Genomic DNA, 18,332 nt, shown 5'->3' with positions numbered 1-18,332 from the left:
AGGTTAAAAATTCTCCTATTCTTCAACAGTAATAATTAGAATTTCTCCTCTTTTAACCAATCCCAATTCTTCTCTGGCAATCCGCTCAATATAATCTTCTGAATCCAATTTTTCCAATAAGTTTAACAGCCTCTCTTTCTCATATTTCATATATTGAATTTGCGTCTTAAGCTCAGCTACCTGTTCCTGCATTAAAGCTAGCGTCTTATAACCTCGATAAAATTGTAAAGAACAAAAGCTAGAAATCAAAATCATTAGACTGCCAATTATAAAAATCCGGCGAAATTTTTTTTTCGGTTTGGTTGGATTTGGAACTTTTCTAATCATTACAGACAAATCCTTTCTTCTTTACAGAGAATCTAAAAATTACCCTGGAAGTATTAATGTATTCCACAAAAAACCTCCATTCTCCTTCTTTTAAATCCTTACAAATCTCAAAAATTTAATGAAAGTATGCAAAAATTACTCTAGTAATTTTAAAATAAATAAAAATGCCAATCCCTAAACCGAAAAAAATATATAGGCGAAGTTCTCCCCAATTACTATAAAGGAGTAAACCTATAACTATAATTGTGGCCAATAATGAAAAGATTAGATCACCGACATGTTTAAGCCAACTACGCTGATACTTAGCTAGCCATAACCAACGGTAAATGTCATATAGGATACTAATAGCAAAACCGCCGGCTATCATAATCAGAAAAGATTTTATCTCCAGGAGCATCTCTTTTACCTCCTTAGAAATATCAATGTACCTGATTAGTATATGCAAAAAATAAAAAATTGTGCAAAATATTTATCCCACCGTCCAGTTACATTCAACTGGTCGATGGGATTTTTTAATCGAAATTATTTATGATTAAACTGCAAAAAGCTAATTTTGAGCAATATAGTAATTTTTCGTTAAACCATCCTGGTGAGATTTCAGCCGAAATAAGCCTGAAATCGAACTTTAGATGGTTCGAAAAATTTCTTTTAAAGCGAAAAATTAGCTTTTTGCAGTAAAATCATTTATTTAAATATCCGGTTGATAAATCCTCTACCTCCACTGACATTATAATCAATAGTTGAAATTTCTCCTTCTACCACTAACTTTCCATTTTCCAGATTCAAATGTTGAATATTTAACCCATTTCCTTTAACCAGGCATGACCCCTGGACAGTCTCTAGATGAATCTGGTGCTCATTATAAGAAATAACTTCTTTAACCCCACTCATACTTAAATATTTACGATTAGTCAGAGTAAACTCGTGATTTTCACCTTTATGTTCAAAACTGGACATTTTGTCCTTACCATCCATTCATCAACTCTCCTTTCCAAACCAGTTCTTAATCCATATTTATGTAGGAAAGGAGAGAAATATAACTTATATTGCAATTATTTGATCTGTAATGTACGTAACCGATTAATGGCTGCACCTACTTCCAATAGTCGAGGTAAAGCATAGTCACCATCGGAATTGCCAAAAGGAGCAATGACTTCTAAGCCATATTGCTCTATATCCTGATAAACCATCTTAAGAACCTCAAAAAGACTTCTATTCCCATCCAGGTAACCTTTATTCAGTGCATAATAAATGATATCCCCAATAGCCTTAGTCTGACTCTTATCGACCAACTGTTCCACAAATTCAAGCTTAATATCTTCCATACCAAATTGTATATGATGTAATCCTCTAGCTTTGATTTTAACTTTACGCCCTTTCTTAGGATTAAAACCTTGAGGTAAAGGAATTCGATCCAATTTTATATCAGTAAATCCACCACTTTCCTCAACCCGGCGGTGGGTTGCATATTTTTTTGCAATCTCTTTAGCTTCAGCTGTCACATGATGAGGCAAATAGTGATCCATCATAATCACACAATCAGCTACATCAAAGTAATCACCCGAACCACCAATAACCATAATTGTTGAGACATCCAGCTCTTTTTTCAAAAAGGTAACCTGATCAATAAATGGAGTAATCGGTTCCTTCTCTTTAGCTACCAATTCCTGCATTCTAGCATCCCGAATCATAAAATTGGTAGCAGATGTATCTTCATCTAATAAAAGTAATTTTGAATTTAACTCTAATGCTTCCATAATATTAGCTGCCTGAGAAGTACTACCACTGGCATCTTCTGTGGAAAATTCATGGGTATCCTGACCATGAGGTAAATTGTTGATAAATGGACTGATATTAACTTTTTCCACCCTCCGGCCATCTTCGGCCCGGATTTTAAAGGCAGTAGAGACAGTTACTACCCGTTCCCGGCCGTCACCGGGAATGTGATTGTAAACACCTCTTTCTATAGCTTTAAGGACAGTAGATTTGCCATGATATCCTCCCCCAACAAGGAGAGTTACTCCTTCAGGAATTCCCATTCCTTTCACTTTCCCCTGATGTTTGGTCTCAAGTTCAACCTCCAGATCAGGAGGTGAAACAAAGGCTACTGCTTTATCTTTTGACATGGGCCGATCATCAATTCCACTCCGCCGCGGCAAAATCGATCCATTACCGATAAAAGCAACAAGCCCCTTTTCTTTCAGCTGATTCCGCATAACCTCCTGGTCTTCTACAATCTGAATATGATTTATTAACTCCTTTTCAGGTAAATTTTCGTATATAAGTGCTGTTTTTACTAATTCTGGTATTTCTTCAAAAAACATAGCAATTGCTTGTTTTGCCAATATCCGCCTCCCCTGTGCCGGCAGTCCAACCACAATCCTTACCAGAATTTTTTCATCATCTATATCCGCGGAGGTTCTAACCAAAACCTCCTGGCCTGGACAATCAATCCCAATCATACCGCTTTTTCCCGTACCTCGATTTCCTTTTGCATATTTACTGATCGCTCTGGCAAAAGCACGGGTTAGATAATCAGTTAAAGCTGTTTTCCGCGCATGATTTTCATAAAGTTCTCTTTTAAAACCTGCAATTTTTTGAGGTACTTTAATAGTCACTTTAGTAGGACTGGCAAAAGGGTCACCCTGAACATAATCAAAGGTAATGGAATATTCTCCAAAATCATATTCTTTTCCCTGTAATTCCTTATAAGCTTTATAACCTTTGCCATCAATTTTGCGTAAAGTATTTCTTAATTGGTCCTTATTGTACATCATCGACTCACCCCTTAAATTTCGTTTCTGCTACTATTATTCTTTGATAAAAGCTAGATTAATCCTTTTGTTTTTTGAAACTTATCTAAGATTAAACTGCAAAAAGCTAATTTTTCGCTTTATAAAGAAATTCTTCGAACCATCTAAAGTTCGATTTCAGTCGAAATAAAGCACACTAATCAATAAGTCTTCCTGGCCCTTAATTAACTCATCACGTCCTGTGATGAGGACTTATTTCGACTGAAATCTCACTAAGATGGTTTAACAAAAAATTTCTATGTCGCTCAAAATTAGCTTTTTGCAGCTTACATTTACTTAACTTTCGCAGTTGATAAAATACATTATTCTTTCCTCCGTAAACGAATGATCACACATTTTTCAACCTTAATTCACCTATTGTTATTAATTTTAATATAAATTTAAGAATAAATCCAAATCCGGTTTTTCCCTTCCCTTTTCGCCACATACATGGCAATATCAGCTTGTCGAATTAGCTCACCAGGAATATCATCACTTCTTTCCAGTACGCATGAATTCAAACCGGATACCCCTATACTTACCGAAATATCCTTTATTTGTGAAATTTTAATCTTATTAATAGCTAAACGTACCCGTTCTGCTATTTTTTTTGCATTATTAATATCTGATTCTGGCAATAACACAATAAATTCTTCACCACCAAAACGATAAACAAAATCAGACCGTCGAATACATTTCTTAATAGTACCGGCTACCGACTTCAATACTTTATCACCAACATCGTGTCCGTAAGCATCATTAATTTTTTTAAAATCATCAATATCAATCATTAATACACTCAAAGTTTTGTTAGTATTGAGGATTTGGGGAAACACCCGCTGCCACCAGCTGGTTAAAGCACGACGATTAAATAATCCGGTGAGTGCATCAGTGTTAGCACGATGTGACTCAATTTTTAATTTATTTTGAATATTTAACTGAGAGAAAATACCTAATAAAGGAGCTATTACTATAAGACTGCCCAACACACCCTGAGCTTGATAACAAACCGCCATAATCAATCCTGTTGCATAATATATTGGAAGCACACTTAACATTTCCTTAAACCAAATATCTTTAAAGATCCTGAAAAAATTACAACTCCCTTTAACTGAAATGAAAAGTACAACCTGGGTAATATTCAATAAATTAAGAAAAACTATGACTAAAAAAATCCATAAAATATCACGGCTAAGAACAATAGTTGAAAAACTATCCGGTAAAAATAAACTTACAATATATATAGAAATACTGATCTGACTGACATTATATATAATCTTAAACGGTTCCCGTTTATTCATAACCTGACTAATAACCAAGGCTGGAATATATACCCACATAGTAATAATTGGCCCAAATAAGAGCAAAACACAAATCATAATAGGATAACTCAAACTAATCTGAATTCCAATAGGTAACTCAACAATTAAAAGCTCAGCAAAAATATTAACAATCATAAAAAAAATTATTTCTAAACCTGAGAACGGGTTTACTTTGGGCAAATTATAAAATAATATAGTTAAACCTATAACAGGAATACCTACACAAATAAGTTTAATCTTAATTTTTTCCCATAACAACTTATAGTCATCCATATCCTATCCACCTCACCTATTTAAATTTAAAAAGAATCGACTTCAGTTATCCCTATGTTAGTAGATAAATTCCCCTGATAGACTCTCATTTTTCATTCTTTATTTTTATAAAAAATTCCTTTTTTAAAATAAGATTATTTTCATAAAAATTACCAGACAAATCGACAATTAATATATGATTTTACTGTAAAAAACTAATTTTTCGCTTCAAAAGGAATTTTTCGAACCATCTAAAGTTCAATTTCAGTCAAAATAAGACACTCCACATCCTGTGATAAAGCCTTATTTCGACTGAAATCTTACTAAGATATTTTTATGGCGCTCAAAATTAGCTTTTTGTAGTTTAATTATACTATATAGAAATATTACACCGACACTGTATTTAAATAAATGTTAATATTAAACTATCATACTATAGGAAATGAAAAAATAAATAATTATAGTATTATTTTTTAAAGTTTAATAGTTATAAACTTAATCAGAAAAAAAATAATAGACAAAACACCTATAGAAGACTATAGGGTCTGTCTATTATTGCATACAACTTATCCAAAATTTACTTTTTCATCTCTCTAATATCTTTCGTAAACCAATGATCATACCTTTCTTCTTCTCTCAGTTCATCCCAATCATTCCAGTAATTTGACCACCAACCACGGGTTGACCTTTCATCATACTCTGCAGCAATCTCAATATCATAAATACTCTTCCGACCCAGAAAGTAATGCAAACTCCTCAATTCCAGCTCATTAGGTATCCTGTCTTTTTTGTTATCGGTCATTATCCCGCTCCCTTCCGATTTATTTTTATGTATATTATTTGTATCCACTATTTTTTTAACCCGGAAGAGAGGGATTAATTTTATCCGACTTTGTAGATAACGTCACGGGTCTTATTTATATTATCAATTTCTTCAGTTAAAATATGGAAAATTACTGCTCCATTATAATTTTCTCTTATAAGAGTTTTACAAACCTCTTCATAGTTAAGTCTTCCGTTCGCCCACTTTGTATCCATACCATGTAAACGAACATGAAAAAGCTTACCAGAAATTGAACGAATAAATTCACATAATGAATCATTATCCAATTCATTAAATTCAACCATTGTCTCTTCTAAATCAAGGCAAATTCCCAGATAAGGTGAATCAATCTTTGCAATATACTCTTTAAGAACTGAAAGGTCAGAGAAATACTCACAGGTCTCTATAGCTACTTTAACCTTCTTTTCTTCTGCATAAGCAGCTAATTCCCCAAGAAATGTTGTGATTAAAAAATCCAGAACTCTTGTATCCATATCTTCCCTTGGTATTCCAGGATGAACAATCACCGGACTTAAACCCATCTCTTCAGCGATATCAATGGATGCTTTGATCTGTTCCAAAGCAGCATCTCTGATTACCGGATTTAAGGTAAGGAAATTGAGATTTGCATAAGGAGAATGGTATGCTTTAAAATGGAAAGGTTTTAATAGAGGTTTGATATGATTCCAAATTCTTCTCTCCCATGGCCAGAGTCCGCGTAAACCAAGATCAGAAAATGACTCATCTCCCGAAATCTCAACAGCTAAATAACCGTGCTCTGAAGCCTTTTTCAATCCCTCATCAACCTCAACATCCTGAAGACTACCCAATGCCAGCCCAATCTGCTCAGCTAATCTCATAATAAACCCCACCTTTCCCTTTTGATTATTTTTTAAAAGCTTAATTGCAGAAATTCCAAGATATACTTTCTGAGTATATATTTCTAGATCAAAGCAAAAATTCCTGTTGACAATATCATTTTTTTGAAAAAAATTAAAGAATGGCACATAATGATTGCCATTCCTTTAGAATCGTTACCATTATATAACATTAATTTTTTTGCGATTAAACTGCAAAAAGCTAATTTTGAACGCCATTGAAATTTTTCGGTTAATCGAAAAATTTCTTTTGAAGCGAAAAATTAGCTTTTTGCAGTAAAATCATATATTTTGTTCTAGAAGATTGCCTCTTCGGTCTCTGCATCAAAGATATGCATTTTGGAAGTATCGATTACCACTTTAATGTTATCGCCAACTTTTGCAGTACTGTCAGCCTTAACCCGTGCAATTACAGAATGATCATCAATTTTTAGATAGAGATAGATTTCAGAACCCATTGGCTCTACTACTTCTACCTCAGCAGTAAAACTGTTGTCATTTGTTATTTTAATATCTGCTAATTGGGCGTCATTAATATCCTCTGGACGGATACCAAAAACAACTTCTTTACCTTGATATTCTTTAACTTTCGGGAATTCTCGAACCTTATCTTCAGGAATCTTAATTTTAAAAGCACCACCATCTACATAATAATTTTCGTCTTCCTTAACAATTACAGTCTTTAAGAAGTTCATGGAAGGAGAACCGATAAAGCCAGCCACAAACATATTAGCTGGTTTATTATAAAGTGTTAATGGGGTATCAACCTGCTGAACAACTCCGTCTTTAAGAACAACAATTCTATCCCCCATGGTCATCGCTTCAGTCTGATCATGAGTTACGTAAATAACAGTAGTTTGTAAACGATCATGGAGTTTTTGCAACTCAGCACGCATCTGAACTCTTAATTTAGCATCCAAATTGGAAAGGGGTTCATCCATCAAAAATACTTTAGGTTCACGAACAATAGCACGACCTAATGCTACACGCTGGCGCTGACCACCAGATAATTGCTTAGGTTTACGATCCAACAGGTTTTCAATACCCAAAATCCGGGCAGCTTCTTTAACACGGCGGTCGATCTCATCTTTCGGAAACTTTCTCAATTTCAAACCAAAAGCCATGTTGTTATAAACATCCATATGTGGATAGAGAGCATAGTTCTGGAATACCATCGCAATATCCCGGTCTTTTGGAGGAATATCATTAACGATGGTATCACCAATTTCAATAGTACCTTCTGTAATCTCTTCCAAACCAGCAATCATTCTCAGAGTGGTAGATTTACCGCAACCGGAAGGACCTACCAGTACCAGAAACTCCTTATCTTTAATATCCAGGTTCACATTATTAACTGCAACAACATCACCATATCTCTTTGTTACACCTCTCAGTGTTACTTTTGCCATAGTTTTTAACCTCCTTAATTAAAATGTAAAATATTTTTATGATTAAACTGCAAAAAACTAATTTTAAGGGACATAGAAATTTTTCATTAAAACCATCTTAGTGAGATTTCAGTCAAAATAAGGTCTCATCACAGGATTACTGAAATCGAACTTTAGATGGTTCGAAAATTTCTCTTAAAGTGAAAAATTAGCTTTTTGCAGTAAAAATCTTTTTATGAATTAGAATGGCTAATTCTAAGTCGAATGCCGCCTGATTAATTTAGAAGTTAAAATCTCAAAAGGTTCTTCAATCTTCGTTTTTTCAATTACTTTGACCAATCGATCTATCGCTCTTTTACCCAGTTCTGACAATGGCAGCCTTATTGTCGTCAGAGGCGGATGAATAATCTCAGTTATTAATGTATCACCATAACCTACAACCGCAATCTCATCTGGAATTAAATAACCTCCCATTTTGATTGCTTCCACAACTCCCACTGCCAACAAATCACTGGCAGCGAAAATAGCACTAGGGAGATTCTCCTCCTCTATTAGTTTAAGAAATCCATTATACCCTCCCTGGCGGGAATCCTCAACTTCAACCACCATGTTTTTTAAAAATGGCAGATTGCTCTGTTTCAAAGCTTCCTTATATCCTTCTAAAAGCTGAAAATTCGTCAAATCATCTAAAGAGCCAACTACCATCCCTATTCTTTGATGACCTCTCTCTATTAAGTGAGTAATGGCCAGCTCTGCACCTTGTTGGTGATCTATAAGAAGAGTAGGTAATGCCAGCTCTTCCATCAATTTATTAACTAACACCAGAGGATATTTGTTTAACCCTAATTTAATAATCTCTTCCTCAGCCAGAGAACCTCCCACAAAGATAATCCCTTCAACACGATTTTGTTGAAAAAGGGATAAATAACTTATCTCTTTATCACGGTTCCCACCTGTATTGGCAAGTATTAAATGATATCCCAGCTCATTTGCTCGCTCTTCTATTCCCTTCACAATCCTAGTCAGATAGGGATATGTAATATCTGGAATAATCAGTCCCAGGGTGCGAGTCTTCTGGGAAGCCAGACCTTTAGCCAGAGTATTAGGTTGATATTGATATTTTTTTACAAGCGCTAGAATCTTTTCTCTGGTTTCTTTTCCAACACCAGGTTTGCCGTTAATAGCCCTTGAGACTGTAGATTCAGAAACCCCAACCATTCTCGCAATATCTTTCATTGTTAACGGCATCCCGGCTCCTCCTTTAACGCAACCGCTTGCGTAAATTGCAGGAAAAAATAACGCAAGCCCTTGCGTTGCTTTTTCATTAGAATATATTCTACCCTAAGAGAAAAAATCCTTCTTTTTTTTTGGAAATCATCACTAACTAAATTTATCCACAAATCTTTTTCTGCTTATAAATTAATGCTACATGTTTTTAACAACTAATTAACATAAAAAACCCGAAGATATCAACTTTTCCTCAGGGTTATCCACATTATCCACAAATATTTATCCACATTATCCACAGTTTTTACACTACTTATCCACAATTTCAATACTTTTTATCAATAAAAACGTGTAAAATAATTATCTCCATTTACGAACAAAATGACCACCGGACACTCCACTGTGACCAATAATCTTATTTTACTGCAAAAAGCTAATTTTGAGCGACATAGAAATCTTAGTGAGATCGAAGGAGAAATAAGTCCTCATCATAGGATGTGATGAAGACTTATTTCGACTGAAATCAAACTTTAAATGGTTCGAAAAATTTCCTTGACATTAAAAAGACCACTCCTAAGAGTGGTCGAACTAACAATGATTAATCAGGAATAATCACAGTTCCTTTATCATTTTCCAAAGCTTCAAGAGCGTTTTCTAATGAAGCAATAATCGCTTTCTCTCCACCGTTTTCAACAAACTTAATTGCAGCTTCAACTTTTGGCCCCATACTTCCGGCTTTAAAATGCCCTTCAGCAAAATAGCGTTTCATTTCAGAAAGTTTAACTTTTTCAAGATTCTTCTGTTCTGGAGTTCCATAGTTAATAGCAGCATAAGGTACGTCAGTCAAAATCATCAGTATATCAGCATTCACTTCTTCAGCCAATACTTCGCCTGCCCGATCTTTATCAATCACTGCCTCAACCCCAGTATAGGTCCCATCTTCATTGATAACAACAGGAATTCCACCCCCACCGGAAGCAACAACAATAAAACCGGCATCTACCAGAGATTTAATCGCTTCAATCTCCACAATTCCTTTGGGAATAGGAGATGGAACTACTTTTCTCCAACCGCGGCCTGCATCTTCAATCCAGGTTTCACCCTTTTCTTTCATCATCTTTTTAGCATGTTCTTCATCAAAAAAAGGTCCAACAGGTTTGCGGGGATTTTGAAACGCCTCATCATTTCTATCAACAATAACCTGGGTTACCAATGAAACCACAGTTTTATTAATTCCTTCTTTCTTCATCTCATTGCCCAGAGACTGCTGAATCATATAGCCAATCTGACCCTGGGTTTGAGAACCACAAATATCCAAAGTCATAGGCGGAACCTGATCACTACCTGCTTCCTGCTGAATCAGGATTGAACCCACCTGTGGTCCATTTCCGTGGGTAATAATAATTTTGTGACCCTTTTTGATCATTTTTACAATCTGTTTAGTAGTATTTCGTACATTTTCAAATTGTTCTTCGGCAGTTCCCTTCTGACCTGGCTTATTAATTGCATTTCCACCCAGCGCAACGGTTATAACTTTAGCCATTTCTCTCACCCATCCTTTCTAATTTACTTAATTATCAAATATTTCTGCTCTTTCTGCTTAAAATAAATATTCAATATTTATCAGTAAATACCTTCTTTTATTTTAATTAAATTTAAATTTTTTCTGAAAAAAGTTTCATAGAAGACACTATATTTACAATATTTTAAGTAAAATAAAGACCCATCTTTTACATTACGGGTCTTACATTGCATAAAAATTTAAATATAATTAAAATTCATCGATGAATATTTATCTGGATAATCTTATATTCACAAAGAAAATATTTATCTCGAGAACATTTAGCCCGGTAGTCATTTCAACCACCTCTTTAACTTCTCTTTGAACCTCTTTTCCTATGGTCGGTAGATGTCGTCCGTACAGACATTCAAGAGAAACGGAAATTTTTAAACCTTCCTCTGACTTCTCAGTATCTAAGTGAATAATCCGGGTGATATCGGGATGGTTTTTAATCCCATGATTAATCAGTTGATTGATAACATTATCGTGAATTAAAAGCTTTCCGTAATAACTAAAACGTGGACGAACTATGGTTTTTTCCGCTTTTTTTGGCTCTTTTAGTCCCAATATCAGTTCCAGAGATTCCATAAGATAACCTGAAAACTTGGGCTTAACCTCTATTATAGGCACAGGAATAACGTGTTTTCCTTCTTTTATCCGTTTTTCTCTGGCAAGTTGTATCTCTTTCTCAGAAGCAATATCCTCAATCCGGATAATGTGATCAATTTTAGGAAACCCCAGCTCCCTGGCTATACGTTTTGCCATTTTTAGAGATGTACCCAAAATTAGTATTTTATCATCAGGCAAGATTTGTAAGACTTCACGTACTTCTTTCGAATGTTCTTCATCAATAAAAATGGCCCGTCGAATAGCAGCAATTTTACTGGATTCACGTTTTGCTGATTTACCGGCCAGAATTTTATTACCTTTAATTAATAACCCATCATCCACCAGTAATTGAATATTATATTTATGGGCTACCAATAATGCCCGATGACTTTTTCCTGTTCCACTCGGCCCAATTAAAGCATAGACTTCCATTTAACCACCTCTATTCTCAAATCTTTCCCGACTTCTATTATATCGTAATAAGGGAAGATTTACAAAAGATCTTTCCAGACTGTTGAAAAAGGGAAGGTACACATAACTTGTTCTCACAGAGGAACAGAAAAATTAAATATAATTTCTTACGCTACCGGACGCTCCGCCATCCTGGCTGCACATCCTTAAAAGTCAAGGCTTCCGCCCTCCTGGTTTTAAACCTTGACTTATACGCTTCAGAAATTATATTTAGTTTTTCCGGCAGTGCATGGGCAAACCTCTAAAAAAGAAAAGTTTGTCAACAAGCTCTTTCCTTTTTAGCAAAACAATTAATCATCTGATTTTACTGCAAAAAGCTAATTTTTCGCTTCAAGAGAAATTTTTCGAACCATCTAAAGTTCGATTTCAGTCGAAATAAGGCACACTAATCAATGGGTCATCCTGACCCTTGATTAGCTCATCACATCCTGTGATGGGGCCTTATTTCTCCTTCTATCCTGCTTAGGATGGTTAAACGAAAAATTTCTATGTCGCTTAAAATTAGCTTTTTGCATTTTATAATATATTTTCTATACCCCCCCCTGCGAATAATTTCCTTGATATTAAAAAAAGCCGCCTTAAAAAGAGACGGCTTTTTAATGTATTTCAATTTTGACCTCCCCAGAATTCAACTTCACATCCTCTTTTTTCTAATTCCTCAATTACCTCAAGAGCACTATCATCTAAATAATATATAGATCCAATACGAACATATTCTAATCTGTCCAACTCCAATAAAACATCTATATTACTGATCTTATTTCCCGCAATACTAAGCCTTCGTAAAAATTGCATTCCAGCTAGAGCACTTATATCACTAATATCATTATCTTCAAGCCAAAGCTCCTCTAAACGTGTTAATCCAGCTAAAGGTTCTATATTATCAATATTATTATTATCAAGATAAAGCTCCTCTAAATATGTTAATCCAGCTAAAGGACTTATATCAACAATATAGTTACCAGAAAGCCAGAGTCTTTGCAAATTCGTCAAATTAGCTAAAGGAGTAATATTTTCAATCTGATTCCAACCAAGTCCAAGAGATTCTAAATTTGTCAATTCAGCTAAAGAATCTATATCCATGATCTCATTATTCCAAAGATAAAGTCCTCTTAAAAGCTTCAATTCGGCTAAAGAACTGATATCTCTGATACTATTACCGCTAACATTAAGATGTTTCAAATTACTTAATTCTTTCAATGGGCTTATATCATCAATCAAATTTTCTGAAAGATTGAGCCCCTCTAACCCATTTAAATTAACCAATAAATATAAATGAGTATTAGTAAGTTTACTTCTGGTAAGAGTTAGCCACCTTAGATATGGCATTTCTCTTATGATATTAATTAATGCATCTATATCATTGATTGAATTACCTCCAAGGTGAAGATTCTCTAAATAATCCATTTCAGCTAAAACATCTATAGCATCATCATTAATAGGATTATCAATAAGAGAAAGTCCACGTAATTTTAAAAGATTTAATAAAGGACTAATATCATTAATTAAATTATTATTAAATTCCAACCATTCCAGAGATAATAATTCAGCTAAAGGATTGAGATCACTAATCTGATTATTATTAAAGTTAATCCAGTGCAAAGAAGTTAAGTGCTCAATCCCCTTAAGAGAAGTTATACCCCTATCCCAACCTTCCAAACCATCTATAAACATAACCTCTTTTGAATAAATAGGGCCAGAAGGTTTACCTAATGCCTCACGTACAACAGCCTCTAGATTAGAATCTTCAAATGTGATAATTTCACCCATATCTTCTTCATCGGTAGGATCATTTCCATCATTTGTGTCTTCTTTATACAAAATTATATCTTTTATCGTATTATTTCCCTCGGATACAGTAATATTAACCTGTGTAGTCTTGTATCCTTTAAGAGTAGCAGTTAGAATGTATTCACCTACTTCCAGATTAGAAATCTGAAAAACTCCGTTACTGTCGGTTGTATCGGCTTTATTACCAACTGTAACTGAAACTCCAGATAATGGGTTTTTTTGATCATCTTTGACAACTCCAGTTATAGAACCAGTTACCTTTCCGAGTATCTGACCAGATAACAATGAATCAGTACATCCGGTTAAAACCAACATCAAACTTATAACTAACAAAACAACCAAACCCAGATATTTCCCTTTAGTCATAATTCAAAACCTCCTTTTCTTAATTATGATTTATAATACTTTACACCAACAACCAAAAAAATCTGGGAAACCTGCTTACATATTATATTCTACTTTACTATGCTAAATCCTTCCAACTTTCTTACTATTTTCTGTTAGTATAATAGTAATTTTTAGAAAAATAATTAATTTATCTCTGTTTCAACCCCAAAATATAGAAGTTCCATGTCCAACTAATAGAGGACGTTATAATTACCCTTTCCCCAAAGGACAAACAGGATAGTGGCAGATCTCACAATGCATACACAATCCACCGTGTCCTAATCTTACAATATCCTCACGCTTAACCTTCCTTCCTACCAATACCTTTGGAAAGATAAGATCAAAAACGGTAATCTTATGATACATAGCGCAGGCAGGCAAACCGATAATAGGCATCTCATCAAGATAAGCCATCATAAACATGGAACCTGGAAGTACCGGAGCTCCATATTTAATCACCTCTGCCCCGGTTTGCCGAATTCCAAGAGGAGTAACATCATCAGGATCAACACTCATTCCACCACCCGTAACTACCACATCTGCCCCTGCTTCCTTTAGACTAAGAATTGCAGTTGTAATCTCATTGGCATCATCAGGTACATAAACCAGATCAAACAGATTAGCACCATATTTATTTAATTTTTCTTTCAAAACTGGACCAAATTTATCCTGAATTCGTCCATAATAGACTTCATTACCAGTGATTACTATCCCCACTTTTAACTGTTTAAAAGGCAAAATCTTAAGTAACTTATCACCTTGAGAAGCCACTTCTTCTACCTGCTTGATTCTCACTTCTTCAATCACCAAAGGATTAACCCGGGTACCGGCCACAATTTGCCCTTCCTGAATAATCCTGCCTGTATGTAAAGTTATAAGGCCAATACCATCGATTCCGTTAATTTTATGGAGACGCTCAACATCAATCTCTAACATCCCCGGATACTCAGCTATATAGTTCACTTTACCCTCAGAAGGCTCAGTTAACTTAATACCCTCACCAGCTGTTGCCCTGGCAATCCGGATGGCAGCATCATTCTCATGGAGCATTCCTTCCTTCAATTCCAGAATGTAAATATGATCTTTTCCCATACTCTTCAAAATCGGAATATCCTCTTCACGAATAACATGTCCCTTTTTAAACCTGGGTCCCTTAAATAAACCGGGAATGATCTGAGTCATATCATGTCCTAAAACCATCCCTACCGCTTCTTCAACAGGCACCTTCTTCATCTTACTCCCTCCTCATGTCCTAAATTTCAACTATATTCTGAAGCAAACTAAGTACTGCTTCCAGTACACCCCCACCTACTGCTAAAGCCTTATCGGAGATGGTATAACAATAACTGACATCTTTCCGGGGATCTATATCTCCCACTTTCACATTGGCTTTGACCCTGATACCTGGTTTTAAAAGCCCACGGATACAACCACTGATTTTAGCATAAATGGGGGTTTCTTCAATCCAACCAAAGACCTCTCCAGCTTCTATCATATCTCCAATTTCCCGTTCAGACTTAAATACTCCAGCTACCGGTGAATAGACCACCCGTTCACGTCCTATTCCTGCCACAATCCCGGGAATTCCTGTATTAGCTAAAGCTTCTCCCTCATAGAGAACGCGTCCTAGAAAATGTCCACGTTTAGTCTCTACAACAGCGTGTACATCTTCTCCTGCTCTAAATCCCGGGCCAAGTCCAATCACCACCGGTGCATCAGTCATCTTCGTCCCTGCCAGATTTCGTTTGGCCATAATTGCATCTACAACCACTGTAGGTTTCCAGTACTTAAGTATTTTACCATCCGGGTCTATCAATACCGGGATCACTCCACCTTCTGTTACTAACTCCACTGCTTCTTTAAGATCATTCACACATATACCAATCATTCCTTCTACTTCCATTCTTCCTCTATAAATTGCCTCCGCAAGAGAGACGGTTCTGCGTACCACTAAAGGCTCAGCCAATTCCGTTACAATAATCCTAAATCCGGCCCGACTTAACCGATAAGCAACACCAGTTGCTAAATCACCACCCCCACGGATCACTACCTTAACTTCCTGTAATCTCATCTAACCTCACCCATTTTCATTAATCTCAAATAATCTTCTTTCACATCCAGATCCAGGATAATCCCAGGATCAGCTACTTCAACCTTTCGTACCTGAGCCTGATTATCAAAAATAATCTCCCTGCCTCCACAATCTCCTTCTATTTTCATCAAATCGGAAAAAAATCGCTTATGAAAAAAAATGGGATTACCACGCTGATTCTGATAAGTAGGGACTAAAATACCCGGTTCTTCTTTCTCAAATACCTCAATTAAGTAATTATATGTTTCCACTTTAATCAGGGGTTGATCACCCAAAATGAAGGCTGCTCCTATTACACCAGGTGGATAATCCTGTAATCCTTTTTTAACCGATGTACTTTGCCCCTGTGGATAGGCCGGGTTAAAAAGAATCTCCACATCCAGATCTTCGATAAGTGGCTCAATCTGGTCTGCATATGCACCAAGAACCACTCTGACAGGATTAAACCTGCTGAACCAAACCTGTCTTATCACCCAACGTATTAATGGCTCACCCTGCCAGCTAAGAAGCTGTTTCGGTTCTCCCATCCGCTTTGCTTCTCCTGCAGCCAATATGACTCCCATTATCATCGACAAATCCTCCAAATAATCTGATTTTTTCGATAACAGGTTAAGAGTACCGGATCAATCCCTGACTTTAAAAATAATCCTGCCAGTTTTTGACCTATCTCTTCTAAAAGGTCATCATCCACCTGATTTATAATCGGTACCACCTTACAAATATCTTTCCATTTAAGCAAATCATATCCTTCCGGCTGAGTGTAAACCTGGAAGAGATGGTCAATCCCAATCTTTTCACCTATTTTTAATCCTGTCAGCTCCATAAATTTCTCTACCCGGTGAACTACCTTTTTACTCAAAGATTGACCTACACCACTCAAACCCAGTACAGGTAAAAGTAATGAAGTTGATTCAGGAATCACAGGTTCAAATTCAGCGGGAGCCTTCAAAGGTTTTTGGGCAGACCCATCTCCCTCTACTAAAATCAAATCAAATATTCCTGAACCCGCCAATTCATCGATCCATTCGGGTACCACCCCCAAAACCTTTCCATCCTTAACTCCAGATCCAGCTACCAGATATTTTCCTGGCCTGGCCCGTTCTTTTAGCTTATAAAGCCACTCATCATATATCTGAGCCTTTACAAACCTCTCTACATCTTTAGCTAAATAATATATCTTTGTTGTTGTGGTAATCAATACCCGACAGTTAGCCTGGGCCATCTTATAAGCCAGATAATACATAGTGGTAGTCTTACCACCTGCTCCTATCAGTGTTACTACCGTATGTCTTTTAAGATCCAGAATTTCTTTAAACACTATTATCCTCCCTATAAACAGGTTCAATATAGACCTCCATTTTCCCTCCACAGATCATTCCTTCATCAGCGGCAATATCGCCGGTCATGGAAACCTGATGGATTACTGGAATTCCTGTGTCCATAACCAACCTGGCCCGGGATTTAACCTCTCCTTCACTGCATCCACCTCCGATGGTTCCAAAAGTCCTCCCATCAGGGCAGATAACCATTTTAGCTCCAGCCTTACGTGGTGTCGAGCCCCAGGTCTGAATAATAGTTGCAAGAGCTACCACCGGAAAGTCCTCAAGAGCTTCCATCATCTGCATTATCAATTCTTGATTCATCATTTAAGCCCCCTTCCGCCAGATCTGAATAATCTCAGCCATTATACTAACTCCAATTTCCGCTGGAGTCTCAGCACCGATATCCAGACCAATAGGAGCATGGACCTTTGATAACCATTCGGAGTCAACTCCCTCTTTTATCAGTTCAGAAAATAGTTCCCGAACGCGCCGCCTACTTCCAATCATCCCAATATAGGCTAACTTTTTTCCCGCCAATTTCTCAAGACAGATGCGGTCATATTTATGTCCTCTGGTCACAATCACAACAAAATCATTTTCTTTTGGGTCAATCACTTCTATAGCCCGACTAAAATCATCGCAGATAATTCGGGTTTTAGGGGGGAAAAGAGTTTTATTCGCAAAATCAGACCGATCATCTACCACTACAAGTGGTAATTCTAAAAGATAAGCTATCTGAGCCAGTGCCTGGCCTACATATCCACAGCCAAGAATAATCAACCTGGGCATGGGAAGAATCGGCTCAAGCATGAGGTCAATCCATTCATCCCCTACTTTTAACTTTTCACGTCTAAATTTTCCCTCGTCCATAATTTTTAGACATAATTTTTGTAAATTAGCAAATAAAAGTTCATCGTTAAAATCTTTATCGTTATCACTCAAAAAGCCACTTTCTTTAAAGATACAGCGTTTTCCCTTTAACTCCTCAAAAGAAGGTGTACTGTCAACCACAGTAACCAATACACCTTTTTCATTATTCATAAGCATTTTCAGGACAGTTCTATATATTTTCAACATAAAATCCCTCCAG

General features: G+C 36.1%; 19 protein-coding genes. All 19 read right to left on the bottom strand.

All coding sequences use genetic code 11. The annotated features are described in order from the left end of the window. Positions 1 to 15: 15 nt before the first annotated feature. The 19 genes from BBF96_RS15425 to BBF96_RS15335 all read right to left on the bottom strand — a co-directional run bounded on the left by BBF96_RS15425 (position 16) and on the right by BBF96_RS15335 (position 18,316). Positions 16 to 327 (bottom strand): FtsB family cell division protein, encoded by a 312-nt coding sequence (locus tag BBF96_RS15425; protein ID WP_127017960.1) that lies wholly within the window; start codon positions 325 to 327, stop codon positions 16 to 18. 115 nt (positions 328 to 442) lie between these two features. Next, positions 443 to 724: a spore cortex biosynthesis protein YabQ gene (yabQ, locus tag BBF96_RS15420; protein WP_127017959.1), complete on the bottom strand. Its 282-nt coding sequence runs from the start codon at positions 722 to 724 to the stop codon at positions 443 to 445. Positions 725 to 1,011: 287 nt separating this feature from the next. Then, entirely contained in the window at positions 1,012 to 1,302 is a 291-nt protein-coding gene (gene yabP / locus BBF96_RS15415; RefSeq protein ID WP_236777845.1) for a sporulation protein YabP, read from the bottom strand. 77 nt (positions 1,303 to 1,379) lie between these two features. After that, positions 1,380 to 3,101, bottom strand: coding sequence for an ABC-ATPase domain-containing protein (locus BBF96_RS15410; RefSeq protein ID WP_127017958.1), 1,722 nt, complete (start codon positions 3,099 to 3,101; stop codon positions 1,380 to 1,382). A gap of 419 nt (positions 3,102 to 3,520) precedes the next feature. After that, the gene (locus BBF96_RS15405; RefSeq protein WP_127017957.1) at positions 3,521 to 4,714 is read right to left on the bottom strand and encodes a GGDEF domain-containing protein; all 1,194 of its coding nucleotides are present in this window, start codon (positions 4,712 to 4,714) and stop codon (positions 3,521 to 3,523) included. Between the two features lie 556 nt (positions 4,715 to 5,270). After that, positions 5,271 to 5,495, bottom strand: coding sequence for a hypothetical protein (locus tag BBF96_RS15400; RefSeq protein WP_127017956.1), 225 nt, complete (start codon positions 5,493 to 5,495; stop codon positions 5,271 to 5,273). Between the two features lie 80 nt (positions 5,496 to 5,575). Further along, positions 5,576 to 6,376: a sugar phosphate isomerase/epimerase family protein gene (locus BBF96_RS15395; RefSeq protein ID WP_127017955.1), complete on the bottom strand. Its 801-nt coding sequence runs from the start codon at positions 6,374 to 6,376 to the stop codon at positions 5,576 to 5,578. Between the two features lie 314 nt (positions 6,377 to 6,690). Continuing rightward, entirely contained in the window at positions 6,691 to 7,803 is a 1,113-nt protein-coding gene (locus tag BBF96_RS15390; protein ID WP_127017954.1) for an ABC transporter ATP-binding protein, read from the bottom strand. A gap of 234 nt (positions 7,804 to 8,037) precedes the next feature. Further along, entirely contained in the window at positions 8,038 to 9,030 is a 993-nt protein-coding gene (locus tag BBF96_RS15385; protein ID WP_127017953.1) for a LacI family DNA-binding transcriptional regulator, read from the bottom strand. Positions 9,031 to 9,607: 577 nt separating this feature from the next. Beyond that, positions 9,608 to 10,552 carry a carbamate kinase gene (gene arcC / locus BBF96_RS15380; protein ID WP_127017952.1) on the bottom strand — a complete coding sequence of 315 codons (945 nt, stop codon included), beginning with the start codon at positions 10,550 to 10,552 and terminating at the stop codon, positions 9,608 to 9,610. 249 nt (positions 10,553 to 10,801) lie between these two features. Beyond that, a complete protein-coding gene (locus BBF96_RS15375) occupies positions 10,802 to 11,611 on the bottom strand; it encodes an Asp23/Gls24 family envelope stress response protein (RefSeq protein ID WP_127017951.1) in 810 nt (269 codons plus the stop codon). 460 nt (positions 11,612 to 12,071) lie between these two features. After that, positions 12,072 to 12,260 carry a hypothetical protein gene (locus BBF96_RS15370; protein ID WP_127017950.1) on the bottom strand — a complete coding sequence of 63 codons (189 nt, stop codon included), beginning with the start codon at positions 12,258 to 12,260 and terminating at the stop codon, positions 12,072 to 12,074. Next, positions 12,257 to 13,807, bottom strand: coding sequence for a leucine-rich repeat domain-containing protein (locus BBF96_RS15365; protein WP_127017949.1), 1,551 nt, complete (start codon positions 13,805 to 13,807; stop codon positions 12,257 to 12,259). Before BBF96_RS15365 ends, BBF96_RS15370 begins: the two co-directional genes overlap by 4 nt. A 231-nt stretch (positions 13,808 to 14,038) precedes the next feature. Next, positions 14,039 to 15,061, bottom strand: coding sequence for a molybdopterin-binding protein (locus tag BBF96_RS15360; protein WP_127017948.1), 1,023 nt, complete (start codon positions 15,059 to 15,061; stop codon positions 14,039 to 14,041). Between the two features lie 19 nt (positions 15,062 to 15,080). Then, positions 15,081 to 15,899, bottom strand: coding sequence for a selenium-dependent molybdenum cofactor biosynthesis protein YqeB (gene yqeB, locus BBF96_RS15355; protein WP_127017947.1), 819 nt, complete (start codon positions 15,897 to 15,899; stop codon positions 15,081 to 15,083). Further along, positions 15,896 to 16,489, bottom strand: coding sequence for a nucleotidyltransferase family protein (locus BBF96_RS15350; RefSeq protein WP_127017946.1), 594 nt, complete (start codon positions 16,487 to 16,489; stop codon positions 15,896 to 15,898). Before BBF96_RS15350 ends, yqeB begins: the two co-directional genes overlap by 4 nt. Further along, entirely contained in the window at positions 16,486 to 17,238 is a 753-nt protein-coding gene (yqeC, locus tag BBF96_RS15345) for a selenium cofactor biosynthesis protein YqeC (protein WP_127017945.1), read from the bottom strand. Before yqeC ends, BBF96_RS15350 begins: the two co-directional genes overlap by 4 nt. Then, on the bottom strand, positions 17,231 to 17,563 hold the full coding sequence (locus BBF96_RS15340; RefSeq protein WP_127017944.1) for an XdhC family protein: 333 nt from the start codon (positions 17,561 to 17,563) through the stop codon (positions 17,231 to 17,233). Before BBF96_RS15340 ends, yqeC begins: the two co-directional genes overlap by 8 nt. A gap of 3 nt (positions 17,564 to 17,566) precedes the next feature. Continuing rightward, entirely contained in the window at positions 17,567 to 18,316 is a 750-nt protein-coding gene (locus BBF96_RS15335) for an XdhC family protein (protein ID WP_164731139.1), read from the bottom strand. Positions 18,317 to 18,332 lie beyond the last annotated feature (16 nt).

The sequence above is a fragment of the Anoxybacter fermentans genome (assembly GCF_003991135.1).
Taxonomy (GTDB): Bacteria; Bacillota; Halanaerobiia; order DY22613; family DY22613; genus Anoxybacter; species Anoxybacter fermentans.
Note: the sequence above shows the minus strand (reverse complement) of the source record. Positions and strands in the feature narration are given on the sequence as shown.